A 21,775-nucleotide genomic window follows, 5' to 3' on the forward strand; every position below is an offset into this window, starting at 1 on the left:
TGATCATTGCGCCGAAAAGAAGAAGGCGGCAGCGTTACCGCAGCCGCCTCATCAAACTTTCCCAGATCAGTCTTAGATCTGTATCAGTGGCCTTCGATCAGCGCGCCGGTCGATCCCCAGACATAGATCGCGCTGAACAGGAACAGCCAGACCACGTCGACGAAGTGCCAGTACCAGGCGGCGGCCTCGAAGCCGAAATGCTGCTTGGGGGTGAAATCGCCCTTCATCGCGCGCAGCAAGCAGACAGCCAGGAAGATGGTGCCGATGATGACGTGGAAGCCGTGGAAGCCGGTCGCCATGAAGAAGGTGGCACCATAGATGGAATCCTTGAAGCCGAACGGCGCGTGTATGTACTCATAGGCCTGCACCATGGTGAACAGCATGCCGAGGCCGACGGTCAGCACCAGGCCGTTGATCAGCCCCTTGCGGTCGCCGTGGATGAGCGAGTGGTGCGCCCAGGTCACCGTGGTGCCCGACAAAAGCAGGATGATGGTGTTGTAAAGCGGCAGATGGAAGGGATCGAGGACCTCGAGACCCTTCGGCGGCCAGACGCCGCCCGTAAACGCGGTACGAGCATATTGCTGCGCTTCGCCCGGAAACAGGCTGGCGTCGAAATAGGCCCAGAACCAGGCGACGAAGAACATCACTTCCGAAGCGATGAACATGATCATGCCGTAGCGCAGATGCAGCGACACGACGCGCGTGTGGTGGCCCTCATGCGCTTCCTTGATCGTGTCCGACCACCAGGCGAACATGGTGTAGAGGACGATGACCAGCCCAATGAAGAACAGCCACGGATTGGCGATGTTGTGGCCGAAGATCGGAAAATCACCGTTCTTGAGATACTGCATCAGGGCAACGCCGCCGACGGCGGTGACCAGCGCACCGATGGAGCCCAGGAAGGGCCACGGGCTCGGGTTGACGAGATGGTAGTCGTGTTGTGGTTTTGCGTGCGCGTCTGCCATATCAACCCCCGAGATTTGCTTCGGTATCTGAAATTTTGCTGCTGTTGGCCGGTGCCGACGAGGCGACCGGTTTGTTCTTTTCGACCGGGAACATGGTGTAGGACAGGGTGATCGTCTTCAAGTCCTTCAGTTCCGGCACGTTGACGATGTCGGGATCCACATAGAACACGACCGGCATGTCCAGCGTCTCGCCGGGCTTCAGCGTCGTGTCGGTGAAGCAGAAACACTCGACCTTGTTGAAGTAGGGACCAGCCAGTTCCGGCTGCACGTTGAAGGTGGCGCGGCCGGTGACGGCGCGGTCGAATTTGTTGGTGGCGCTGTAATGCGCCTGCGTGGTCTCGCCGATCTTGACGGTGACCGAGCGGGCGACCGGCTGGAACTGCCAGGGAATGCCGTTGGTGTTGGCGTCGAAGCGTACGGTGATGTCGCGGTCGAGGATGCGGCCGGCATATTGCTTCTCGGCGCGCTGCGTGGTGCCGCCATAACCGGTAGCCTGGCAGAACATCTTGTAGAGCGGCACCGCGGCGTAGGCCATGCCGATCATGCCGCCGAAGAAGGCGACGCAGACGGCGGCGACGACGCGGTTGGTGTTGTTCTTTTTCGGGTCGGTCATGGTCTGGCGGGTCATCATCGGCCTCACATCGATCCGCTATGGCCGAATTTGACGATGGTGATGACGTAGAAGACGACAACCAGCGCCGCCAGCGCCAGGCCGATGGCGGCCGAACGGTTGCGGCGGGCTTTCTGCTGGCGCTCGGTCAGCGTGACCAGTTCAAGCTTCTTGTCGACCATGGTCATGCTCCGCCGATGGCCAAAGCGCGACCGATGACACAGTCGGCGAGGTAGATAGCGAAGATGGCGAAGAGGTAGAGCAAGGAATAGGCAAACAGTGCCTTGGCCGGCTTCATGACGCGGTCTGCGTCAGTCATACGAAGCACTTTCCAGGCGTACCAGATAAAGCCGGCGCCGAGCGCCAGCGAAGCGATGCCGTAGCCCGCGCTGGTGAAGCCGAGCACCCAGGGCAGCACGCCGATCGGGGCCAGGATCAGCGCGTAGGCAAAGATCTGGCGCCGGGTCGAGGCGTGGCCGGCAACATTCGGCATCATTGGAACGCCGGCCTTGGCGTAGTCGTCGGACTTGAACAGCGCCAGCGCCCAGAAATGCGGCGGCGTCCACAGGAAGATGATCAGGAAAAGAACGAGGCTTTCGAGGCTGACTGTTCCGGTCACCGCCGCCCAGCCGATCACAGGCGGGATGGCGCCGGCGGCACCGCCAATGACGATGTTCTGCGGCGTCGAGCGCTTCAGCCACATCGTGTAGACGACGGCGTAGAAGAAGATGGTGAAGGCGAGCAGCGCCGCCGACAGCCAGTTGATCAGCACACCCAGTGTCATCACCGACAGCACCGACAGCACAAGGCCGAAACTCAGCGCCTCGCCGGGCAGGATGCGGCCGGAAGGAACCGGGCGGCCGGCGGTTCGGCTCATAACGGCATCGATGTCGGCGTCGTACCACATGTTCAGCGCGCCCGAGGCGCCGGCGCCAATGGCGATCGCTAGGATTGCGACCATTGCGATCAGCGGGTGAACGGTCACGGGCGCCGCCACCATGCCGACAAAGGCCGTGAACACCACCAGCGACATGACGCGCGGCTTCAGGAGGGCGAAGAAATCGCCCGCCGTGGCTTCCGAAATTCGAAAGCCCGCTTCGTCAATCAATGGGTCGTCGACCAGGGCCATGCGTACATAAGTCCAATCATTCCGTTGGCCAAAACCGCCGGCGGGCCGGCGGTTTCGTAATCAGGCTGCCTTACTTGATCTTCGGCAGCTGTTCCCACTGGTGGAAGGGCGGCGGCGAAGGCAGCTGCCATTCGAGCGTCGTTGCACCCTCGCCCCATGGATTGGCGCCGGCCACCCGCTTCTTCTGGAAGGCTTCGAAGACGCCGTAAAGGAAGATCACCACGCCGACGGCCGAGATATACGAACCGTAGGACGACACCATGTTCCAGCCGGCAAACGCGTCCGGATAGTCGATGGTGCGGCGCGGCATGCCGGCGAGGCCAAGGAAATGCTGCGGGAAGAAAATCAAATTGACGCCGACGAAGGTGACCCAGAAGTGGGTGTTGGCGATCACCGGGGAGTACATGTAGCCGGTCATCTTCGGGAACCAGTAGTACCAGCCGGCGAAGATGGCGAAGACCGCGCCCAGCGACAGCACATAGTGGAAGTGGGCGATGACGAAATAGGTGTCATGCAGCGAGCGGTCGAGGCCGGCATTGGCGAGCTGGACGCCGGTGACGCCGCCGACCGTGAACAGGAAGATAAAGCCGAGCGCCCACAGCATCGGCGTCTTGAACGAGATCGACCCGCCCCACATCGTCGCGATCCAGGAGAAGATCTTCACGCCTGTCGGCACGGCGATGACCATGGTGGCGAAGACGAAGTAGCGCTGCGTGTCGAGCGACAGGCCGGTCGTGTACATGTGGTGCGCCCAGACGATGAAGCCGACGGCGCCGATCGCGACCATCGCGTAGGCCATGCCGAGATAGCCGAACACCGGCTTCTTCGAGAAGGTCGAGACGATATGGCTGATGATGCCGAAGCCCGGCAGGATCAGGATGTACACCTCAGGGTGACCGAAGAACCAGAACAGGTGCTGGAACAGCAGCGGGTCGCCACCGCCATCCGGGGTGAAGAAGGTGGTGCCAAAATTGCGGTCGGTGAGCAGCATGGTGATGCCGCCAGCCAGCACCGGCAGCGACAAGAGCAGCAGGAAGGCGGTGATCAGCACCGACCAGGCAAACAGGGGCATCTTGTGCAGCGTCATGCCGGGCGCTCGCATGTTGAAGATGGTGGTGATGAAGTTGATGGCGCCGAGGATCGACGAGGCGCCGGCAATGTGGATCGACAGGATCGCCAGATCCATGGCCGGCCCGGGCTGGCCGGAGGTCGACAGCGGCGGATAGAGCGTCCAGCCGCCGCCGACGCCGAAGGCGCCCGGCGCGCTCGGCATGAAGGCCGAGGCGATCAGCAGGATGAAAGCCGGCGGTAGCAGCCAGAACGAGATGTTGTTCATGCGCGGAAAGGCCATGTCAGGCGCGCCGATCATGATCGGCACCATCCAGTTGGCGAAGCCGCCGATCAGCGCCGGCATGACCATGAAGAAGATCATGATCAGAGCGTGCGCGGTGCCGAAGGCGTTGTACATGCTCTTGCCGCCGTCGATGGCGGCGTCGCCGTTCATGCCGTAGACCATCTGCGCCAGACCGGTGAAGATCTGGATGCCCGGCTCCTGCAGCTCCATGCGAATGACGACCGAAAGCGCCCCACCGACGATGCCCGCGAAGATCGCGAAGATCAGATAGAGCGTGCCGATGTCCTTGTGGTTGGTGGAGTACACCCACCGGACCCAGCCATGATAGGGCTTGTGGTCGTGGTCGTCGTGAGCTGCAGCTTCTGCCATGGTCGGCTCCGTTCCCTAAATCTTGCTAACCCGCGGCATCAATTGCCGGCGGCCGCTACCTTGTTGGTACCGTCGACCTCGGCCATCAGCGCCTTGTTGGCACCGGGAAGGTCGGTCTTGGCTGCTGCCAGCCAGCTCTTGTACTGCGCGTCGGAGACGACGCGGATGGCGATCGGCATGAAGGCGTGGTCCTTGCCGCACAGCTGCGAGCACTGACCGTAATAGAGGCCTTCCTTCTCCGCCTTGAACCAGGTCTCGTTGGTGCGGCCGGGAACCGCGTCCATCTTGATGCCGAAGGCCGGCATGGCGAAGGAGTGGATGACGTCGGTCGCGGTGACCAGGACGCGGGTCATGGTGTTGACCGGCACCACCAGCTCATTGTCGACCGCCAGCAGGCGCGGATAGACCTTGCGGTCTTCCTTGCCGATCGCCGCGCGGTCGGCGTCCTGAAGGATGGCCGAGTTGAAGGAGAGCGTGTTCTCGGTCTGGTACTCATAGTCCCAGTTCCACTGATTGCCCGTGGCCTTGACGGTCAGCTTGGCTTCTTCCGGCGGCGTGTACTGCGCGGTCAGAAGCTGGAACGAGGGGATGGCGATGAAGAGCAGGACGACGACCGGCCCGACGGTCCAGATGATCTCGATCAGCGTGTTGTGGCTTGTCTTGGACGGAACCGGGTTTGCGCTGGCGCGAAACCTGAAGATGCACCAGGCGAGAAGAGCCAGAACCAGCGCGGTGATCGGGACGACGAACAACATCGTGTAGTTTCCGAACCACTCGATCTGCCGCATCATGTCGGTCGCTGCCGGCTGAAAGGTCATCTCCCACGGCTGCGGCTGGGCCGCATGGGCGGAGGCACCGGCGAAAAATGCGGCGGCAGCGCCTGCTGTTGCCATCAATTTGGCGCTTGCTGGGAATTTTCTCATCGCCCTCTTCATCTCCCGGTTCCTCGCGATCGCGCGCAAGAATATCGAACAATGCCGGAATGGGAATCCCGGACAGTTCCAAGGGTGGTTCAAACCATACTCTATTTCCCTCCGCAAGAAAGGAGCGGGCGAAACCGTGCGGCATTTTTGCGCGCAACTGCTGCCGCGCCGTTTCAGCGGCCTTTTGCCTCGCGCCGATCGTCGGCAGATGAGCTATTCGGGCTTGTGGCCGGAATACGCCCGACGGTCGCAATTCGGGCGAATTTGCTAGGGAAAAGCGCATTATTGCGCTTGCCGAGCTGACCGGCGGTCGCCCTATCCTTTACTTGGCCCCGGCGCGGCTTAAAGTGCCGTGATTCGCAATGGAGCCGTCATGACCTCTTGGCTTTCGAGAAACGCTTGGCATTCGAAAAGCGCTTGGCTTTCGAGCAGCGGGGCGAAGGTCATCTTTCTCGCCGCCCTGATCGGTATCGGCTCGTCCGCGGCCGGCATCGCCAATGCAGCGCAGCCGAGCGGCACGGTCAAGTCGACGCATGGCGCGTGGTCGATCATCTGCGACACGCCGGCCGGCGCCACCTCCGAACAGTGCGTGATGATGCAGAATGTCGTCGCCGAGGATCGCCCGGAAATGGGGCTGTCCGTCGTGGTGCTGCGCACTGCCGACAACAAGGCCGAGATCCTGCGCGTGCTGGCGCCGCTCGGCGTACTCCTGCCCAACGGGCTTGGTCTCAATGTCGACGGCAAGGATATCGGCCGCGCCTATTTCGTGCGCTGCTTCCAGGACGGCTGCTACGCCGAGGTCATTCTCGAAAAGCCGCTGCTCGACACGCTGAAGACCGGAACGTCGGCCACCTTCATCGTCTTCCAGACGCCGGAAGAAGGCATCGGCATCCCCGTCGACCTCAAGGGCTTCGCCGACGGTTTTGCCGCGCTCCCCTGAGCTTGATGCTTGCGAAGAGCCCGCCCTGAAACAGAATTCCCACGGGTTCGATTTTTGGCTTGGGGGTCATGATGCGCTCTTTTTCTCTCCTTCTGTCGACCGGCCTGATTTTGTCCGGCGCAATTTCCGTCGCCTTTGCCGAGGATGCCGAAATCATCACGGCGCCCGATCCGGCCGTCATTCTCGAGATTGCGAAAGGCTATGGCTCGGCCAAGATGGACAAGGATGACGGCGGCGATCCGATGGTCTCCGGCCGGCTTCAGGGCATGAAATATGTGATCTACTTCTATGGCTGCGAAAACCATGAGAAGTGCAAGTCGATCCAGTTTTCGTCGGGCTATACGGATGTCTTCACGGTCGACCAGGCCAATGAATGGAACAAGAAGTTCCGCTGGGTGAAGGCCTTTTCCGGTGACGGGTCGAACTTCAAGATGGATGTCATGTTCAAGGGCGGGGTTACCCGCTCCTACCTCGAGGAGCAGTTCTCGAACTGGGATTCCATGACCAGCGACATCAAAGAGTTCGTGAACGAGAAGTAGGGCTCCGCGCTCCACGTCCAGCTGCGGATCGTCATTGCGGATTGTGCAGGCGCGTCTTCGCGCCTACATCGTGGCAACAACCATTCCTCCTGTGAACGGACCTGCCATGAACAGCCTGATCGGCCAATTCGACATTTCAGACGATCGCATCAAGCGGATCGTCGCCGACACTCTCAACGGCGCCGATGACGGCGAGCTGTTTCTCGAATACAGCGAGAGCGAAGCGCTGATGTTCGACAATGGCAAGCTGAAGACTGCCAATTTCAACACCGACCAGGGCTTTGGCCTGCGCGCGGTGGCCGGCGAGGCCAGCGGCTACGCCCATTCCAGCGATCTGTCCGAAGCCTCGCTGCTGCGCGCGGCGGAAGCGGTCTCGACCGTCAAGGGCGGCTATTCCGGCACGCTTGCCGCGGCCCCTGCCCACACCAACCGCCATCTCTATGGCGACGAGAACCCGATCCCCTCGCCCTCCTTCGAGGTCAAGGCCAAGCTGTTGCAGGAAATAGACGCCTGGCTGCGGGCCGAGGATCCGCGCGTGCGCCAGGTGACGGCCTCGCTCGCGGCGTCATGGCAGCATGTCGAGATCGTGCGCGCCGACGGCCAGATGGTGCGCGACATCCGGCCGCTGGTCAGGATCAACGTGTCCGTCGTGGTCGGCGATGGCGACCGCCAGGAGAGCGGTTCCTACGGCATGGGCGGTCGCAAGGCGTTCGGCGAGTTCCTGGTCGAGGACAGCTGGAAGCATGCGGCACGAGAGGCGCTCAGGCAGGCGCTCGTCAATCTCGAAGCCATCCCGGCGCCGGCCGGAACCTTCGACATCGTTTTGTCCAGCGGCTGGCCGGGCGTCATGCTGCACGAAGCCGTCGGCCACGGGCTTGAGGGCGACTTCAACCGCAAGAAGACCTCCGCCTTTGCCGGCCTGCTGGGTCAACAGGTGGCTGCCAAGGGCGTCACCGTGGTCGACGACGGCACCATGCCCGAGCGGCGCGGCTCGTTGACCGTCGACGACGAAGGCACGCCCTCCGCCCGCAACTTGCTGATCGAGGACGGCAAGCTGGTCGGCTACATGCAGGACCGCCAGAACGCCCGGCTGATGGGCATGAAGGCGACCGGCAACGGGCGGCGCGAAGGCTATGCGCACCAGCCGATGCCGCGCATGACCAACACCTACATGACATCGGGCGACATGGAGCCCGACGAGATCATCGCTTCGGTCAAGAACGGCATCTACGCCGTCGCCTTCGGCGGTGGCCAGGTCGACATCACCTCAGGCAAGTTCGTGTTCGGTTGCACCGAGGCCTACATGATCGAGAACGGCAAGGTGACGCAGCCGATCAAGGGCGCCATGCTGATCGGCAACGGACCGGACGCCATGCACCGTGTGTCGATGATCGGCAACGACATGAAGCTGGACAACGGCATCGGCATGTGCGGCAAGGCCGGACAGGGCGTGCCGGTCGGCGTCGGCCAGCCGCATCTCAGAATGAACCAGATGACGGTTGGCGGCACCAGGGTTTGAGCGGCTACCGCCGCCTTCTCGGCTTCTCCAGCAGCGCCACTGCCTCGACATGCGGCGACCACAGGAACTGGTCGATCGGCGTGACGCTCTTCAGGGCATAACCGCCGTCGATCAGAATGCGCAGGTCTCGGGCCAGCGTCACTTGATTGCAGGAGACGGCGGCGACGAACGGCACGTCGGAGCGGGCGATCTGCTTCGACTGGTCCTCAGCACCGGCGCGCGGCGGGTCGAAGACGACGCCGTCGAAAGCGTTCAGCTCCTTGAACGTCAGTGGGCGCCGGAACAGGTCGCGACGTTCGCCGGTTACCCGCTTCAGGCCGGTGGCGAAGCGTGATCCGCGGTCGAGCGCCGAAAGGGCGGCCGCATCGCCTTCGATCGCATGCACCTCGGATTTCGCCGCTAGCCGAAGCGCGAAGCTGCCGCAACCGGCGAAAAGATCCGCGACCTTCTTGGCGCGCTGCAAATGTCCGCCGACAAGATCGGCCATCATCTGCTCGGCGGCTTCGGTTGCCTGCAGGAAGGCGCCGGGCGGTACGGCGACAGCGACGGTGCCGAACATGACCACCGGTTTTTTCGGCTCGATGACGATCTCGTCGTCGATCGAAAGCCGGGCAAATCCATTGGCCATGACGAAGTTGGAGGCGATCCGGCGTTGGTGCTCGCCCAGCTTGCCTGACTCATAGACCGCGACGTCGAGGCCCGAGCCCGTCACCGTGACCGCCATGCGGAACGATTTGGTGGTGGCGCAAACCAGGTCTGCGACCGATCGCAAGCGATCGAGCGCGGCAACGATCTCCGGCAGCGAAATCGGACATTCCTCGATGGGGATGATTTCCGGCGACAGATGGCGATGGAAGCCAAGCCGCATGCCCGTGTCGGTGCGCCGCGCGGCGAGCACGACGCGGCGGCGCGTATGGGGCGCGCACGGCACCAAGGCGCCGATGTCGCCGGCAATGCCCTTCAAGGCATGCACGACCTTGTCGCGCTTCCATTGCTGGTAGGCGTCGGCTTGCAGATGCTGGACGGCGCAGCCACCGCATTCTGTGAAATGCCGGCAGGCCGGATCGATGCGCAGCGGCGAGGCCTCCAGCACCGCCATCAGCGTGGCGCGATCCCTTTCGCGCGCCGCGGTGACGGTCTCGCCGGGCAGCGTGAAAGGAATGAACAGCTCGCCGGTTTCCGTCTCGGCGACGCCGTCGCCTTGGGAGCCCAGTCTCTTGATGGTGAAGCGCGTGCTCATCGGTCCTTGATCCCACCGAGCAGGAACTCGCGGTTGCCGTCGCCGCCTTCGATCGGCGACATGTGCAGACCCAGTGTACGCCAGCCAGGGACGCCTTCGAGCCATTCCTGCAGCAGGCCGGCAACGCGGGCGGCGTCATACGGGTCCTTCAGCAAGCCTCCCTTGCCGATCGCCTCGCGGCCGGCCTCGAATTGCGGCTTGACCAGAAACACGGCACGGGTTCCCGGTCTGGCGATGGCGAGCGCCGGCGGCAGCGCCAATTTCAACGAGATGAAGCTGACGTCGGAAACGATGAAATCCGGGATCCGGCCGCCGAGATCGGCGACGGTGAGCTCGCGGGCGTTCACGCCCTCGATCACGGTGACGCGCGGATCGGACGAGACATCGGGATGCATCTGGCCGTGGCCGACATCGATGGCCGTGACGTGGGCCGCGCCGCGTTCGAGCAACACCTGGGTGAAGCCGCCGGTCGAGGCGCCGATATCAAGGGCTTCGGAGCCCGAGGGATCAAGACTGAAGTGGTCGAGCCCGGCAATCAGCTTCAGCGCCGCGCGTGAGACATAGCCCTGCGCGGGATCGTCGATAACGATAAGGCATTGCGGCAGGACGGTCTGGCCGGGCTTGCGAGCGACCACGCCGTCGACCGTCACGGTGCCACGCTCGACCGCGTCGCGGGCGCGAGAGCGGCTCGCAAACAGGCCGCGCTGAACGAGCAATTCGTCGAGCCGCTGGCGTGTGCTGGCTGGCAGAGGGGAGTTCATGTGCCTTCATGGCGAAAGCCGGTCGCGAAGGCAAGGACATTGGGGCGAGAGAAGCTGGCCGACCCGCCGCCAGTTGATAATCGCACCCAGTCCGGCAAGATGGCCGGGGCGGGATGGCTCGGCAATGCGGAGGAGGACGAATGCTGACGGGAACCTGCCATTGCGGCGCCGCCCCCTGGACCCTGGAGGGCGGCCCCGGCCCGATCACCGCTTGCAACTGCACGCTTTGCCGCCGCTACGGCACGCTCTGGGCCTATGATTTTGTCGATGAGCGCATGCGCGTTGTAGGACCCGTGCATTCCTATACCCGCGCCGGCAAGGACACGCCGTCGCTGGAAATCCTGTTTTGCCGGACCTGTGCCTGTGTGCTCGCCTGGCGCGGCTTGCGCCGCAGTGACAGCGGCCGCACGCGGATCGCCGTCAATGTCAGGCTGGCGCCGCCGGAGGCGGTCGCCGACCTGCCGATCGACCATTTCGACGGTCTGGATACCTACGATGACCTGCCACGCGATGGACGCTGCGTGCGTGACATGTGGTTTTAAGCATGATCCCGAAAAGTGGGAACCGGTTTTCGGACAAGATCATGCTCAAGCAAAAGAGATAGAGCCCCATCCCGATCCCATCGGGATGGGACAGGCTCTAGAAAATCGTGCGAGAAACCTGGCGTTCGACGGCGGGCGCCAGCCCGTCGCTGGCGTCGCTGGAAGCCTGCTTGGGCGGGCTCTCAGCGGGCGCAACCGGTACGTCCGGCACGACAACGAGCTGCGGCACCTGCTTGTAGGAGAAGCCGCCCCTGATATCGCCCATCTTGCCCGCGACGATGCTTGCCACCGCCTGTTCGAGCTTGCGGTCATAGCGTGTTTCGGCCACGGCCGGCGTGGCGATGGCGGCCAAAAGGGCCACGCCGCACAGAAGCGTTCGCATTGTTTTTAACTCCCTGCCTCGGTCGGGTTTCTAGCAGGGCGGCGTTGAAAAACGGCCAAAAGACACGGTAAGCGAAACGCCAAACAGAAGCGTTAACAGAATGTTACGGAAGGAAGCCGGCAAACCGCTTCAAAGGCGTGAGATTTTGATTCAGGCGCGATTTCAAGCCCGCTGGGCGCGAGCGGAATGGCCAAGCGCAACGAATACGGTGCGCACGATGCCGGCGGCATCGAGCCCGGCATCGGCATACATTTTTTCGGGCTTGGCGTGGTCGGTGAATTCGTCGGGCAGCACCAGCGGCCGGACTTTCAGGCCGCTTTCCAGCAAGCCTTCATGGGCGAGGAACTGCAGCACATGGCTGGCGAAGCCGCCGACAGCGCCCTCTTCCACCGTCACCAGCACTTCGTGCGAGCGGGCAAGCCGGCGGATCAGATCCTCGTCGAGCGGCTTGGCGAAACGGGCATCGGCAACCGTCGTCGAAAGCCCGGCCGCGCCGAGTTCCTCGGCCGCAAGAAGGCAATCCTGCAGCCGCGTGCCGAAGGAGAGCAGCGCCACCTTGGTGCCTTCCCTGATGATGCGGCCCTTGCCGATTTCCAACACCGACCCGCGCTCGGGCATATCGACGCCGACGCCGTTGCCGCGCGGATAGCGGAAGGCGATCGGACCTTCGTCATAATAGGCGGCGGTGCGCACCATGTGGCGAAGCTCTGCCTCGTCGGCGGCCGCCATCACGACGAAGCCCGGCAGTGTCGCCAGGAAGGTGGTGTCGAAGGCGCCGCAATGGGTGGCGCCATCGGCGCCGACAAAGCCGGCCCGGTCGATGGGGAAGCGCACCGGCAATTTCTGGATCGCCACATCGTGGACGACCTGGTCATAGGCGCGCTGCAGGAAGGTCGAGTAGATGGCGGCGAAAGGCTTGTAGCCCTCGCTGGCGAGGCCCGCGGCAAAGGTCACCGCATGTTGCTCGGCGATGCCGACATCGAAGGTCCGGGTCGGAAACGCTTCGCCGAACAGGTCGAGGCCGGTGCCGTTCGGCATGGCGGCGGTCACGGCGACGATGCGGTCGTCGGCGCGGGCTTCCTGGATCAGGCTTTCGGCGAACACCTTGGTGTAGGCCGGCGCGTTGGCCGGCGCCTTGGTCTGCGCGCCGGTGATGACGTCGAACTTGTTGACGCCGTGATATTTGTCGGCCGCAGCTTCGGCCGGCGCGTAGCCCTTGCCCTTCTGGGTCACGACATGGATCAGCACCGGGCCATCGGCATTGTCGCGGACGTTCTTCAGGACCGGGATCAAATGCTCGAGATTGTGGCCGTCGATCGGGCCGATATGGTAGAAGCCGAGCTCCTCGAACAGCGTACCACCGGTGACATAGCCGCGCGCATGCTCGACCGCCCGCGTGATGGCGCGATCGGCGCGCTTGCCGAGATAGGAGGTCAGCTTCTTGCCGAAATCGCGCAGGCCAAGATAGGTCTTCCCTGAAGCGAGCCGCGCCAGATAGGCGCTCATGGCGCCGGTCGGCTGCGCAATCGACATGTCGTTGTCGTTGAGGATGACGATAAGGCGGGCATCGAGCGCGCCGGCATTGTTCAATGCCTCGAAGGCCATGCCGGCCGACATGGCGCCGTCGCCGATAACGGCAATGACATTGTTGTGGCCGCCTGAGAGGTCACGCGCCATGGCCATGCCGAGGCCAGCGGAAATCGAAGTCGAGGAATGCGCGGCGCCGAAGGGGTCGTATTCGCTTTCGGCGCGCCGGGTGAAGCCGGACAGGCCACCCTCCTGGCGCAGCGTGCGAATGCGGTCGCGGCGGCCGGTCAGGATCTTGTGCGGGTAGGCCTGGTGGCCAACATCCCAGATCACGCGGTCTTCCGGCGTGTTGAAGACATAGTGCAACGCTACCGTCAGTTCGACGACACCGAGGCCGGCGCCGAGATGCCCGCCCGTATGCGAAACGGCATCGATCAGTTCGGCGCGCAACTCCGAGGCCAGCTGCGGCAGCTCGCTTTCGTCAAGCTTCTTCAGGTCGGCGGGAATGCGGACCTTGTCGAGAAGCGGCGTATGCAGCGTTGCGTTCACTGTTTAGGAGCCTGCCCAGCTATTTTCGTTCATGCGCGTTGATCATGGGCGAAATATGCCTGCGCCGCCCGAATGTAAATGCGTGTCAGTGACGCGGGTGTTGCTGACGTTAATTGTCCGGTAACGGAATGAACTCTTCCTCATCTCCAGGAACGATATCGAAGCGGCCCGTCTTCCATTCCTGCTTGGCCTGTTCGATGCGCTCCTTCGACGACGAGACGAAATTCCACCAGATGTGGCGTGGCGACCCGAGCGAAGCCCCGCCGAACAGCATGAAATGAGCGCCACGCTCGGACGACACGACGATCTCGTCGCCGGGCCGGAATACCAGCAGCCGCTCGGCCGGAAAGCGGTCGCCCGATATCGAGACATCGCCGTCCAGCGTGTAGATGGCGCGTTCCTCGGCGTCGGCTGGAATTTTCACGCTGGCGCCGGGCGCCAGGCGCAGATCGGCGTAAAGCGTTTCGGTGTCGGCCCTTACCGGCGAGCGCAGGCCAGAGAAATCGCCGATCACCACGCGGCCGCTGACGCCCTCTGCGTCGATTTCGGGCAGACGGATTGCTGCGGTGTTCTCGAACACCGGCGCCACCTCCTCCTTGTTGTCGGGTAGCGCCAGCCAGGTCTGCAGGCCGGAGACCGACATCGGTGCGCCGCGCAGTTCCTCGGGCGTGCGCTCGGAATGGACGATGCCGCGGCCGGCGGTCATCAGGTTCACGTCGCCGGGCTGGATCACCATTTCGGTGCCGAGCGAATCGCGATGCCTGATTTTGCCGTCGAACAGATAGGTGACGGTGGACAGGCCGATATGCGGGTGCGGACGGACATCGAGCGCCTGACCGGCGCGCAAAATGGCCGGACCCATGCGGTCGAAGAAGATGAAGGGGCCGACCAGCCGCCGCTTTGCCGTCGGCAAAGCGCGGCGGACCTGGAAGCCGTCAATGTCCTTGGCGTTCGGAATGACCATCAACTCGATCTGGTCGCTGGCGAAGGCATCGCCAGGCTCAGGGTCCTTGCCGGGGAAGAAACTCATCTGGATTTCCTCAGGCGAAGCGCAGCGCCGATTTGGCTTTTGCCTTGGCTGCCACCTCTTCGCGATTGCGCGGATGATGGTTGGTTTCGAGCGAATGGAGCAATTCATGCGCCGATTCGGCGATCGCCTCGACGGCGCGATCGAAGGCTGCCTGGTTGCGCTGTGAGGGCCGCGTCGTACCGCTCAACTTGCGCACGAACTGGAGGGCGGCATCGCGGATCTCGTCATGTGTTGCCGGCGGATCGAAATTGAACAGGGTCTTGATGTTTCTGCACATGCTTGAACTCCTTACCTGCTTTCTCTGCCCGCCCCGTTTGACAAATTATTCCGCGTCGAGTGGTTCCGTTCCCACCGGCTTGCCGTCGCGCGATAGCCGGATCTTCTCGACCTTGTCCTCGGCCGACTTCAGCAGACGGTCGCAATGGGCCTTCAGCGCCTCGCCGCGCTCATAGATCCTGATCGACTGGTCGAGCGGCACGTCGCCGCGTTCGAGATCATCGACGATCTTCTCCAGCGCGTCGAGTGCCTGCTCGAAGCTCATCGCCTTGACGTCTTCATTTGCTTCGCCAGCCATACCTTATCCCTTCATCAGCCGCCCGACATGGGCGGCGACCGAAAATGCCAATCCCTGCAGATCGTAGCCGCCCTCGAGCAGGCTGACGAGCCGATTGCCGCTGTGGCGCCCGGCGCGTTCCAGCAACTGGCCGGTCGCCCAGTCGAAATCGTCCTCGCTGAGGTTGATCTCGGCCAGCGGGTCGCGATGGTGGGCGTCGAACCCGGCGGAAATGATGATCAAATCGGGTGCAAAATTGTCGAGCGCCGGCAGGATGCGCGACAGCAAGGCATCGCGAAACATGTCCGAGCCGGTCTGCGGCGCCAGCGGCGCGTTGACGATGTTGCCGACACCGGTTTCGGTCTTGGCGCCGGTGCCGGGATAGAGCGGCATCTGGTGCGTCGAACAATAGAGCACCGAGGGGTCGTCCCAGAAAATGTCCTGCGTGCCGTTGCCGTGGTGGACGTCCCAGTCGATGATGGCGACGCGCTCGGCGCCGTGTTTCTTCTGTGCATGGCGCGCCGCGACCGCCGCGGTGTTGAACAGGCAAAAGCCCATCGCCGTTGTCTTTTCGGCGTGGTGGCCGGGCGGACGTGAAGCGACGAAGGCATTGGCGACGCGGCCCTCGAAGACGTCGTCGACGGCGGCGTTGGCCGCACCGATGGCGGTGACCACCGCCTGCCAGCTTTTCGGGCTGGCGCTGGTGTCGGCGTCGATCGAAACGATGCCGTTTTCGGGGATCGCGGCGCGGACGCGGGCGACGAAATCCTCAGGGTGGGCGTAGAGAATGGTGGCCTCGTCGCCTTGAGGCGCCGTGACCCGGTCGAGCCCGGCAAACGCCTCGTCATCGAGCACGCGCTCGATGGCGCGCAAGCGATCTGGCCGCTCCGGATGACCGGGCGGCGTCAGATGTTCGAGGAAGATCGGATGGGTGTAGAGACGGGTGACCATGACCCGATATAGGCGCGTCCCGCCGCTTTGACCATGTTTTCGCGGTAGGAAAGGCCGGTGTTCAACAGGGATTAGGTGCTCGGCTGCGTCCAGCGCGAACCACCAAAGGAGGCCAGAGCCTTGTCCTTGAGTTCCTTGAACTTGGACGACGCCTCGACCAGCCGCCGGTCCCATTCGGCGTTCGGCACCTGGCCTTCAATGGTCTTGAAATAGAGCTGCATCAGGCAGGCGATGGCGAAGGGCTCGATGAAGGCCGCCTTGAAGGCCCAGGCAAGAAGGATGGCGAGCACGAAGGCCCAGCCGCCGAGCTGCCCCGGAATGAACCACATGATGGCGGCAGCCGGCGCCAGCATCAGCAGGAAGATGACGAAGGACACGCCCCACATGATGACCGCGAGCCAGACGGCGTTCTTGACCATGGTCTTGCCGTTCTGGGCATAGAGCACGACGCCTTGCCTGGCCGTTTCGAAGGGCGACGACGAGTTGATGCGGATGTTGTAGCCGAGGATGATCTCGTCGACATAGGTCAGCGACAGGCGGATGACCGTGTTGATGAACGAGACCAGGCCGCCGAGGCCCGGAATGGGCAGGAAAGCGGCGATGCCACCGATCAGGCCGGTGATGGCGCGGATGGCGCCCTTGACCAGCTGGTCGAGCACGAAAAGGATGTTGGCCTCGGCGAAACGCTCCTTCACGACATCCTTGGCGTAGGCGATCTGGTCCTGACCATTGGGGACGTCGCGGCCGTCGATCAGATGCACCATGACGGCGATATGGCCGGCCTTGACGACATACAGGATGTATTCGCGGATCCAGTAGAGCGCGATCGAAACAACGCCGATGCCGACGATGCCGCCCCAGAGTGCAAAGGAAAGCGGGCCGTCGGGATCGGTGGAGATATGGCCGACGCCATAACCGACAGAGGCGCCGCTGCCTGTCGCCACGATATAGGCCAGCGTGATGCCGAAATAGACGATCATGCGAAAGACGATGAACGGCCATGTCCTGATCATGATGGACACCGACCTGCCGATTTCGAAATCCCACACGCCCGAATCTCCCCTCAGAGATGGTGGCAGAGGATGGACCCGGGTCCGGAATTGTCAATCTCGGCAAATGCCGGGTCGCGGCTGGTGAGAGTTCAGACCGGCTGCGAACCCTGCTTCTTGAGCAGCCCTTCGAGCAGTTGCTTGAAGGCCGCGACCACGGTCTTCGACGTCGCTTCGGGATCATTCGAATTGGCGATGCGCTGCGCCGCCTGGCTGCTGGCTCCGTTGATCAGCCGCGCGGCGGTTTCGGGGTCGACGCCGGGAACGACCACGCCCTCCTGCTGCAGACTGGTCAGATGATCGGTCATTGAACCTATGCAGGCATTGGCATTCGGCCATTGCGCTGGATCACCCAGTACGGCCGGGCCATCGCGGAACATGATGCGCTGGATCTCCGGCTCCAGCGCCATCTCGATATAGATCGTGCACTCGTCGACAAAACGCTGCCAGCGGCTCGGCGCTCTCGACGCGATCTCATTTATGCGAACCGCCATCTCGCCGTCGATTTCGGCGATGACCGCCTGCAGCAGGCCCTTCTTGTCGCCGAAATGATGATAGAGCGCGCCACGCGTCAGTCCCACGGACGCGGTGAAATCATCCATCGACGCTTCGGCATAGCCGATCGTGCCGAAGGCATGGCGGGCCGCCGTGATCAGCTTGGCGCGCGTTTCGGCAATCATCTCCTTGCGGGGTCTGTGCATGGCTTTGGACCTATTCACATACGTCTCGTATGCCAATTGACATACGCGACGTATGATCTATTTAACAATCATACGCATCGTATGTAATTGTCGAATTGGCCTTTGTCGAGGAACCAAGCCATGCAAAACCCCTATTCGGAAATCTTTCGCGCCCCTGGAGCCAAGGGCTTTGCCGCCGCGGGCTTCCTGGCGCGCCTGCCAATCGCCATGGCGCCGATTGGTATCGTGGCCATGCTCTCACAAACACGCGGCGAATATTGGCTGGCGGGTGCGGTCTCGGCGACATTCGCGCTGAGCAATGCTTTCGTGGCGCCGCAAATCTCAAGGCTGGTCGACCGCCTTGGCCAGACGCGGGTCGTGGTGCCAACCACCGTCGTCACCGTAATTGCTTTCGCGGTGCTGATTGCGGCAGCCAATCAGGACTGGCCGGTATGGACGCTGTTCGTCTCGGCGCTGGCTGCCGCCGCCATGCCCAGCATGCCGGCAATGGTGCGCGCGCGCTGGACCGAGATCTTTCGCGGCCGGCCGCAGATGAACACCGCTTTCGCCTTCGAGTCGGCGGCGGACGAACTCGTCTACATCGCCGGGGCATCGCTGTCCGTGGGCTTGAGCGCCGCCCTGTTCCCAGAAGCTGGTGTTCTGGTCAGCACGCTGTTCCTCGCCATCGGTTCGACGGCTTTCATCCTGCAGCGCGCGACCGAGCCGCATGTGCGGCCGGTGGATCATGTCACGAGCGGCTCGGCAATTCGCCTGCGGCCGGTGCAGATCATCACCTTTGCCCTGATCTTCATAGGTGCGACCTTCGCGACGACGGAAGTAAGCACCGTCGCGATCACCAAGGAGCTCGGGCAGCCCGGCGCCGCCAGCCTCGTCATCGGCGTCTATGCGTTGGGATCGTTCGTGCTTGGCCTCGTCGTCGGCGCGCTCAATCTGAAGGCGCCGCTGCAGCGCCAACTGGCGATAGCGGTGGCCCTCGTCGCGCTCGGCGCGCTGCTGCCGCTCACGGCCGGCACCGTGCCGCTGCTGGCGCTGACGGTGTTCCTTAGCGGCGTGGCAATCTCGCCGACCTTCATCACCGCCTTCGGCCTGATCGAGCGGCACGTGCCGGAAGCGATGCTGACCGAAGGCATCACCTGGGTGATGACCGGCATTGGCATCGGCATGGCGCTCGGCTCGTTTGCCGCCGGCGCGGTGGTGGATGAATTCGGCGCCCGGAACGGGTTCTGGGTTTCGGTGGCGGCGGGCACCATCGCACTGGTCACCGTGCTCGCGGGCCAGCGCAGCCTGGCCACCCACACATGCGAGTTGGACGGATGCGACGCAGCCGCCGTTCCTGCAGAGTGATTACGGTCGGAATGGCTTAGGCCAGCTAGAAAATTTCCGTCTTGGCGATGTGAATGCCAAAACCTTCCAGACCAACATAGTGGCGCTCGCGCGAGGCGATCAGGTTGATCGAGGAAATGCCGAGATCCTTGAGGATCTGCGCGCCGAGGCCGATTTCACGCCACTCGTTCTCGCGGCGGCGTGCCTCTTCATGGTCCTCGCGGTCAGCGCTCAGCGGCCGCTTGCGCTCCTGATGGGCGACGCCGACGGAGCCTTCCCTGAGATAGACGATGACGCCGCGCTTGCGCTCGCCCATCGCCTTCATGATGCCGTCGAGTCGATGGCTGGTGCCGAAGACGTCGGTCACCACATCCTCCGAATGCAGCCGCACCGGAACATCCTCGCCGTCCCTGATGTCGCCGAAGACGACGGCGACATGGTGCATCGAATCCCAGGGCAGCGTGTAGGTGAAGACCTGCGCCTTGCCGCCAAGTGTGTCGATTTCGGAACAGGCGACGCGCTCGACCAGTGTTTCCTTGCGCTGCCGGTAGGCGATGAGGTCGGCGACCGAAACCTGCTTGAGGCCGTGTTCCTCGGCAAAGGCCGCCACCTGTGGGCCGCGCTTGACGGTGCCGTCGTCATTGACCAGTTCTGAAATGACGCCGACCGGCGGCAGGCCGGCGAGCTTGCAGAGGTCAACCGCGGCTTCGGTGTGCCCAGAGCGCATCAGCACGCCGCCTTCGCGCGCGATCAGCGGGAAGATGTGGCCGGGCCGGACGAAGTCCGAGCCGCCGACATTGCCATTGGCAAGGTTGCGCACGGTCAGCGTGCGGTCCTCGGCCGAAATGCCGGTCGTGGTGCCGTGCTTGAAATCGACGCTGACGGTGAAGGCGGTGGTGTGAGCGGAATCGTTGTCGGCGACCATCGGCGACAGGTTCAGCCGCTTGGCCTCGTCGCGCGGCATCGGCGTGCAGACGATGCCGGAGGTGTGGCGGATGATGAAGGCCATCTTTTCGGGCGTGCAATGCACGGCGGCAACGATCAGGTCGCCCTCATTCTCGCGCCCGTCATCGTCCATGACGACGACGATCTCGCCGCGCTCGAAGGCCCGGAGGGCTTCGACGATTTTCTTCTGATCGTAAGGCATGGAAGGCTCGCTTCGCTCGCAGGGCAGTAGGGGAATAGGGCAGTAAGGCAGTAGGGACAAGGAAATTTCTGGCTGCTTAGGTGGGCTTCTTAACATACTGCCCTACTGCCTTACTGCCCTATTCCCCTCCCTTCCCCGTCTGTCCTCGGTGCCGCAGATAATGATCGGCAATCGCGCAGGCAACCATGGCCTCGCCGATCGGGACGGCGCGGATGCCGACGCAGGGGTCGTGACGGCCTTTGGTCATGACGTCGACGTCGTGGCCGTCCTTGTCGATCGACTTGCGCGGCGTCAGGATCGACGAGGTCGGCTTGACCGCGAAACGGGCGATGATGGCCTGGCCGGTCGAGATGCCGCCGAGAATGCCGCCGGCATTGTTGGACAGGAACACCGGCTTGCCGTCATTGCCCATGCGCATCTCGTCGGCATTCTGTTCGCCGGTGATGCGGGCGGCTTCGAAACCGTTGCCGATCTCGACGCCCTTGACGGCGTTGATCGACATCAGGCCGGACGCAATGTCCTGGTCGAGCTTGGCGTAGATCGGCGCGCCGAGGCCGGCCGGCACGCCGTCGGCGACGATCTCGATCACCGCGCCGACGGAGGATCCGGATTTGCGGATGCCGTCGAGATAGAGGGTGAAGACCGGAACCGACGCCGGATCCGGGGTGAAGAACGGGTTTTCGGCGTCGCCAATAAAGTTCCAGTTCCAGTTGGCGCGGTCGATCGATTTCTCGCCTATCGAGACCAGCGCGCCGCGCACCACCATGCCGGGCACCACCTTGCGGGCGAGCGCACCGGCAGCCACGCGCGCGGCCGTCTCGCGGGCCGAGGAACGGCCGCCGCCGCGATGGTCGCGGACGCCGTATTTGACATCATAGGTGTAGTCGGCATGGCCGGGACGGTACTGGCGGGCGATCTCGCCATAGTCCTTGGAGCGCTGGTCGACATTCTCGATCAGCATCGAGACCGGCGTGCCGGTGGTGATCATCGTCTCGCCGTCCTCGTCGAGGATGAAGCCGGACAGGACCTTCACCTCGTCCGGTTCGCGGCGCTGTGTCACAAAACGTGACTGGCCGGGACGGCGCTTGTCGAGTTCGGCCTGGATATCTTGCCGCGTGAAGCGGATGCCGGGCGGGCAGCCGTCGACGACACAACCGAGTGCGGCGCCATGGCTTTCGCCCCAGGTGGTGACGCGGAACAGATGGCCGAACGTGTTGTGAGACATGGATTTTAGCCCTGCCCGGCATGAGAGCCGGCTTAAACCTGCCTTCTATTGGCGTTTTCCACAGGGGTCAAACTGTGATCTGGCGGTTTTAGTTTTGACACATTCGGTTGGTTTCTGCTCTCTTCCATCCGCCCGTTGAAAGCTCGCCGCCACCTGTGCAGGCGCAATGACAAAGAGGACGACGATGCGTACCCTGATTGGCGCTGCTGCCGCCATGTTGCTGATTTCCACCGCCGCCTATGCCGGCCAGACCGAAGGCCTGATCGCGAAGGTCGACAAGGACGCGCTGACGCTGACGCTGGAGGACGGCAAGTCCTACAAGCTCAACGCTGAGACCGATCTCGACTCGCTGAAGCCGGGCATGGATATCGTAATCGCCTATGACGTGACGAATGGCGAGAACGTCGTCACCGACATGGAACTGCCCGATACCGAGTAAGGCCGACA

Annotated in this window: 24 protein-coding genes; 6 read left to right on the forward strand and 18 right to left on the reverse strand. The window is 63.2% G+C overall.

Annotation, left to right across the window (positions count from 1 at the left end):
• Positions 1-83: 83 nt before the first annotated feature.
• The 6 genes from ACWGTI_RS08300 to coxB all read right to left on the reverse strand — a co-directional run bounded on the left by ACWGTI_RS08300 (position 84) and on the right by coxB (position 5,362).
• Positions 84-965, reverse strand: a complete 882-nt coding sequence (locus tag ACWGTI_RS08300; RefSeq protein WP_454586656.1) for a cytochrome c oxidase subunit 3 — start codon at positions 963-965, stop codon at positions 84-86.
• 1 nt (position 966) lies between these two features.
• Positions 967-1,593 (reverse strand): cytochrome c oxidase assembly protein, encoded by a 627-nt coding sequence (locus ACWGTI_RS08305; protein ID WP_454586657.1) that lies wholly within the window; start codon positions 1,591-1,593, stop codon positions 967-969.
• Between the two features lie 8 nt (positions 1,594-1,601).
• Positions 1,602-1,757 (reverse strand): hypothetical protein, encoded by a 156-nt coding sequence (locus ACWGTI_RS08310; protein ID WP_454586920.1) that lies wholly within the window; start codon positions 1,755-1,757, stop codon positions 1,602-1,604.
• 2 nt (positions 1,758-1,759) lie between these two features.
• Entirely contained in the window at positions 1,760-2,704 is a 945-nt protein-coding gene (locus ACWGTI_RS08315; RefSeq protein ID WP_454586658.1) for a heme o synthase, read from the reverse strand.
• Positions 2,705-2,774: 70 nt separating this feature from the next.
• Complete coding sequence (gene ctaD / locus ACWGTI_RS08320; protein ID WP_454586659.1) at positions 2,775-4,427, reverse strand: cytochrome c oxidase subunit I; 1,653 nt, start codon at positions 4,425-4,427, stop codon at positions 2,775-2,777.
• A gap of 38 nt (positions 4,428-4,465) precedes the next feature.
• Positions 4,466-5,362: a cytochrome c oxidase subunit II gene (gene coxB / locus ACWGTI_RS08325; protein WP_454586660.1), complete on the reverse strand. Its 897-nt coding sequence runs from the start codon at positions 5,360-5,362 to the stop codon at positions 4,466-4,468.
• Positions 5,363-5,723: 361 nt separating this feature from the next.
• Between coxB and ACWGTI_RS08330 the strand changes: the two genes are divergently transcribed.
• From ACWGTI_RS08330 to tldD, 3 genes are all read left to right on the forward strand, one after another.
• Positions 5,724-6,290, forward strand: coding sequence for an invasion associated locus B family protein (locus ACWGTI_RS08330; protein WP_454586661.1), 567 nt, complete (start codon positions 5,724-5,726; stop codon positions 6,288-6,290).
• 71 nt (positions 6,291-6,361) lie between these two features.
• On the forward strand, positions 6,362-6,829 hold the full coding sequence (locus ACWGTI_RS08335; protein WP_454586662.1) for a YbjN domain-containing protein: 468 nt from the start codon (positions 6,362-6,364) through the stop codon (positions 6,827-6,829).
• 106 nt (positions 6,830-6,935) lie between these two features.
• On the forward strand, positions 6,936-8,348 hold the full coding sequence (gene tldD, locus ACWGTI_RS08340; protein WP_454586663.1) for a metalloprotease TldD: 1,413 nt from the start codon (positions 6,936-6,938) through the stop codon (positions 8,346-8,348).
• Between the two features lie 4 nt (positions 8,349-8,352).
• Here tldD and ACWGTI_RS08345 read toward each other — a convergent pair whose 3' ends face one another.
• Together ACWGTI_RS08345 and ACWGTI_RS08350 are read right to left on the reverse strand one after the other, a co-directional pair.
• Entirely contained in the window at positions 8,353-9,588 is a 1,236-nt protein-coding gene (locus ACWGTI_RS08345; protein ID WP_454586664.1) for a class I SAM-dependent RNA methyltransferase, read from the reverse strand.
• Positions 9,585-10,349, reverse strand: a complete 765-nt coding sequence (locus ACWGTI_RS08350; RefSeq protein WP_454586665.1) for a TlyA family RNA methyltransferase — start codon at positions 10,347-10,349, stop codon at positions 9,585-9,587. Before ACWGTI_RS08350 ends, ACWGTI_RS08345 begins: the two co-directional genes overlap by 4 nt.
• A 140-nt stretch (positions 10,350-10,489) precedes the next feature.
• Here ACWGTI_RS08350 and ACWGTI_RS08355 point away from each other — a divergent pair, with 140 nt between their 5' ends.
• Positions 10,490-10,891: a GFA family protein gene (locus ACWGTI_RS08355; protein WP_454586666.1), complete on the forward strand. Its 402-nt coding sequence runs from the start codon at positions 10,490-10,492 to the stop codon at positions 10,889-10,891.
• Positions 10,892-10,988: 97 nt separating this feature from the next.
• Here ACWGTI_RS08355 and ACWGTI_RS08360 read toward each other — a convergent pair whose 3' ends face one another.
• The 8 genes from ACWGTI_RS08360 to ACWGTI_RS08395 form a co-directional block, all read right to left on the reverse strand.
• On the reverse strand, positions 10,989-11,273 hold the full coding sequence (locus ACWGTI_RS08360) for a hypothetical protein (RefSeq protein WP_454586667.1): 285 nt from the start codon (positions 11,271-11,273) through the stop codon (positions 10,989-10,991).
• A gap of 162 nt (positions 11,274-11,435) precedes the next feature.
• On the reverse strand, positions 11,436-13,349 hold the full coding sequence (dxs, locus tag ACWGTI_RS08365; RefSeq protein WP_454586668.1) for a 1-deoxy-D-xylulose-5-phosphate synthase: 1,914 nt from the start codon (positions 13,347-13,349) through the stop codon (positions 11,436-11,438).
• 109 nt (positions 13,350-13,458) lie between these two features.
• The gene (locus tag ACWGTI_RS08370; RefSeq protein WP_454586669.1) at positions 13,459-14,379 is read right to left on the reverse strand and encodes a pirin family protein; all 921 of its coding nucleotides are present in this window, start codon (positions 14,377-14,379) and stop codon (positions 13,459-13,461) included.
• 10 nt (positions 14,380-14,389) lie between these two features.
• Positions 14,390-14,656 carry a DUF2277 domain-containing protein gene (locus ACWGTI_RS08375; protein WP_112563862.1) on the reverse strand — a complete coding sequence of 89 codons (267 nt, stop codon included), beginning with the start codon at positions 14,654-14,656 and terminating at the stop codon, positions 14,390-14,392.
• 45 nt (positions 14,657-14,701) lie between these two features.
• Positions 14,702-14,953, reverse strand: a complete 252-nt coding sequence (locus tag ACWGTI_RS08380; protein ID WP_142866766.1) for an exodeoxyribonuclease VII small subunit — start codon at positions 14,951-14,953, stop codon at positions 14,702-14,704.
• 3 nt (positions 14,954-14,956) lie between these two features.
• Positions 14,957-15,883 (reverse strand): histone deacetylase family protein, encoded by a 927-nt coding sequence (locus tag ACWGTI_RS08385; protein ID WP_454586670.1) that lies wholly within the window; start codon positions 15,881-15,883, stop codon positions 14,957-14,959.
• Positions 15,884-15,954: 71 nt separating this feature from the next.
• On the reverse strand, positions 15,955-16,932 hold the full coding sequence (locus ACWGTI_RS08390) for a hypothetical protein (protein ID WP_454586671.1): 978 nt from the start codon (positions 16,930-16,932) through the stop codon (positions 15,955-15,957).
• 92 nt (positions 16,933-17,024) lie between these two features.
• Positions 17,025-17,633, reverse strand: coding sequence for a TetR/AcrR family transcriptional regulator (locus ACWGTI_RS08395; RefSeq protein ID WP_454586672.1), 609 nt, complete (start codon positions 17,631-17,633; stop codon positions 17,025-17,027).
• A 120-nt stretch (positions 17,634-17,753) separates the two neighbouring features.
• On the opposite strand from ACWGTI_RS08395, the gene ACWGTI_RS08400 reads away from it, so the two are divergent.
• On the forward strand, positions 17,754-18,977 hold the full coding sequence (locus tag ACWGTI_RS08400) for an MFS transporter (RefSeq protein WP_454586673.1): 1,224 nt from the start codon (positions 17,754-17,756) through the stop codon (positions 18,975-18,977).
• Positions 18,978-19,002: 25 nt separating this feature from the next.
• On the opposite strand, the gene ribB is transcribed toward ACWGTI_RS08400, so the two are convergent.
• Positions 19,003-20,103, reverse strand: coding sequence for a 3,4-dihydroxy-2-butanone-4-phosphate synthase (gene ribB / locus ACWGTI_RS08405; protein WP_454586674.1), 1,101 nt, complete (start codon positions 20,101-20,103; stop codon positions 19,003-19,005).
• 118 nt (positions 20,104-20,221) lie between these two features.
• Positions 20,222-21,328 (reverse strand): chorismate synthase, encoded by a 1,107-nt coding sequence (aroC, locus tag ACWGTI_RS08410; protein WP_454586675.1) that lies wholly within the window; start codon positions 21,326-21,328, stop codon positions 20,222-20,224.
• A 184-nt stretch (positions 21,329-21,512) separates the two neighbouring features.
• Here aroC and ACWGTI_RS08415 point away from each other — a divergent pair, with 184 nt between their 5' ends.
• The gene (locus ACWGTI_RS08415; protein ID WP_454586676.1) at positions 21,513-21,767 is read left to right on the forward strand and encodes a DUF1344 domain-containing protein; all 255 of its coding nucleotides are present in this window, start codon (positions 21,513-21,515) and stop codon (positions 21,765-21,767) included.
• Positions 21,768-21,775 lie beyond the last annotated feature (8 nt).

The sequence above is a fragment of the Mesorhizobium sp. ArgA1 genome (assembly GCF_053714375.1).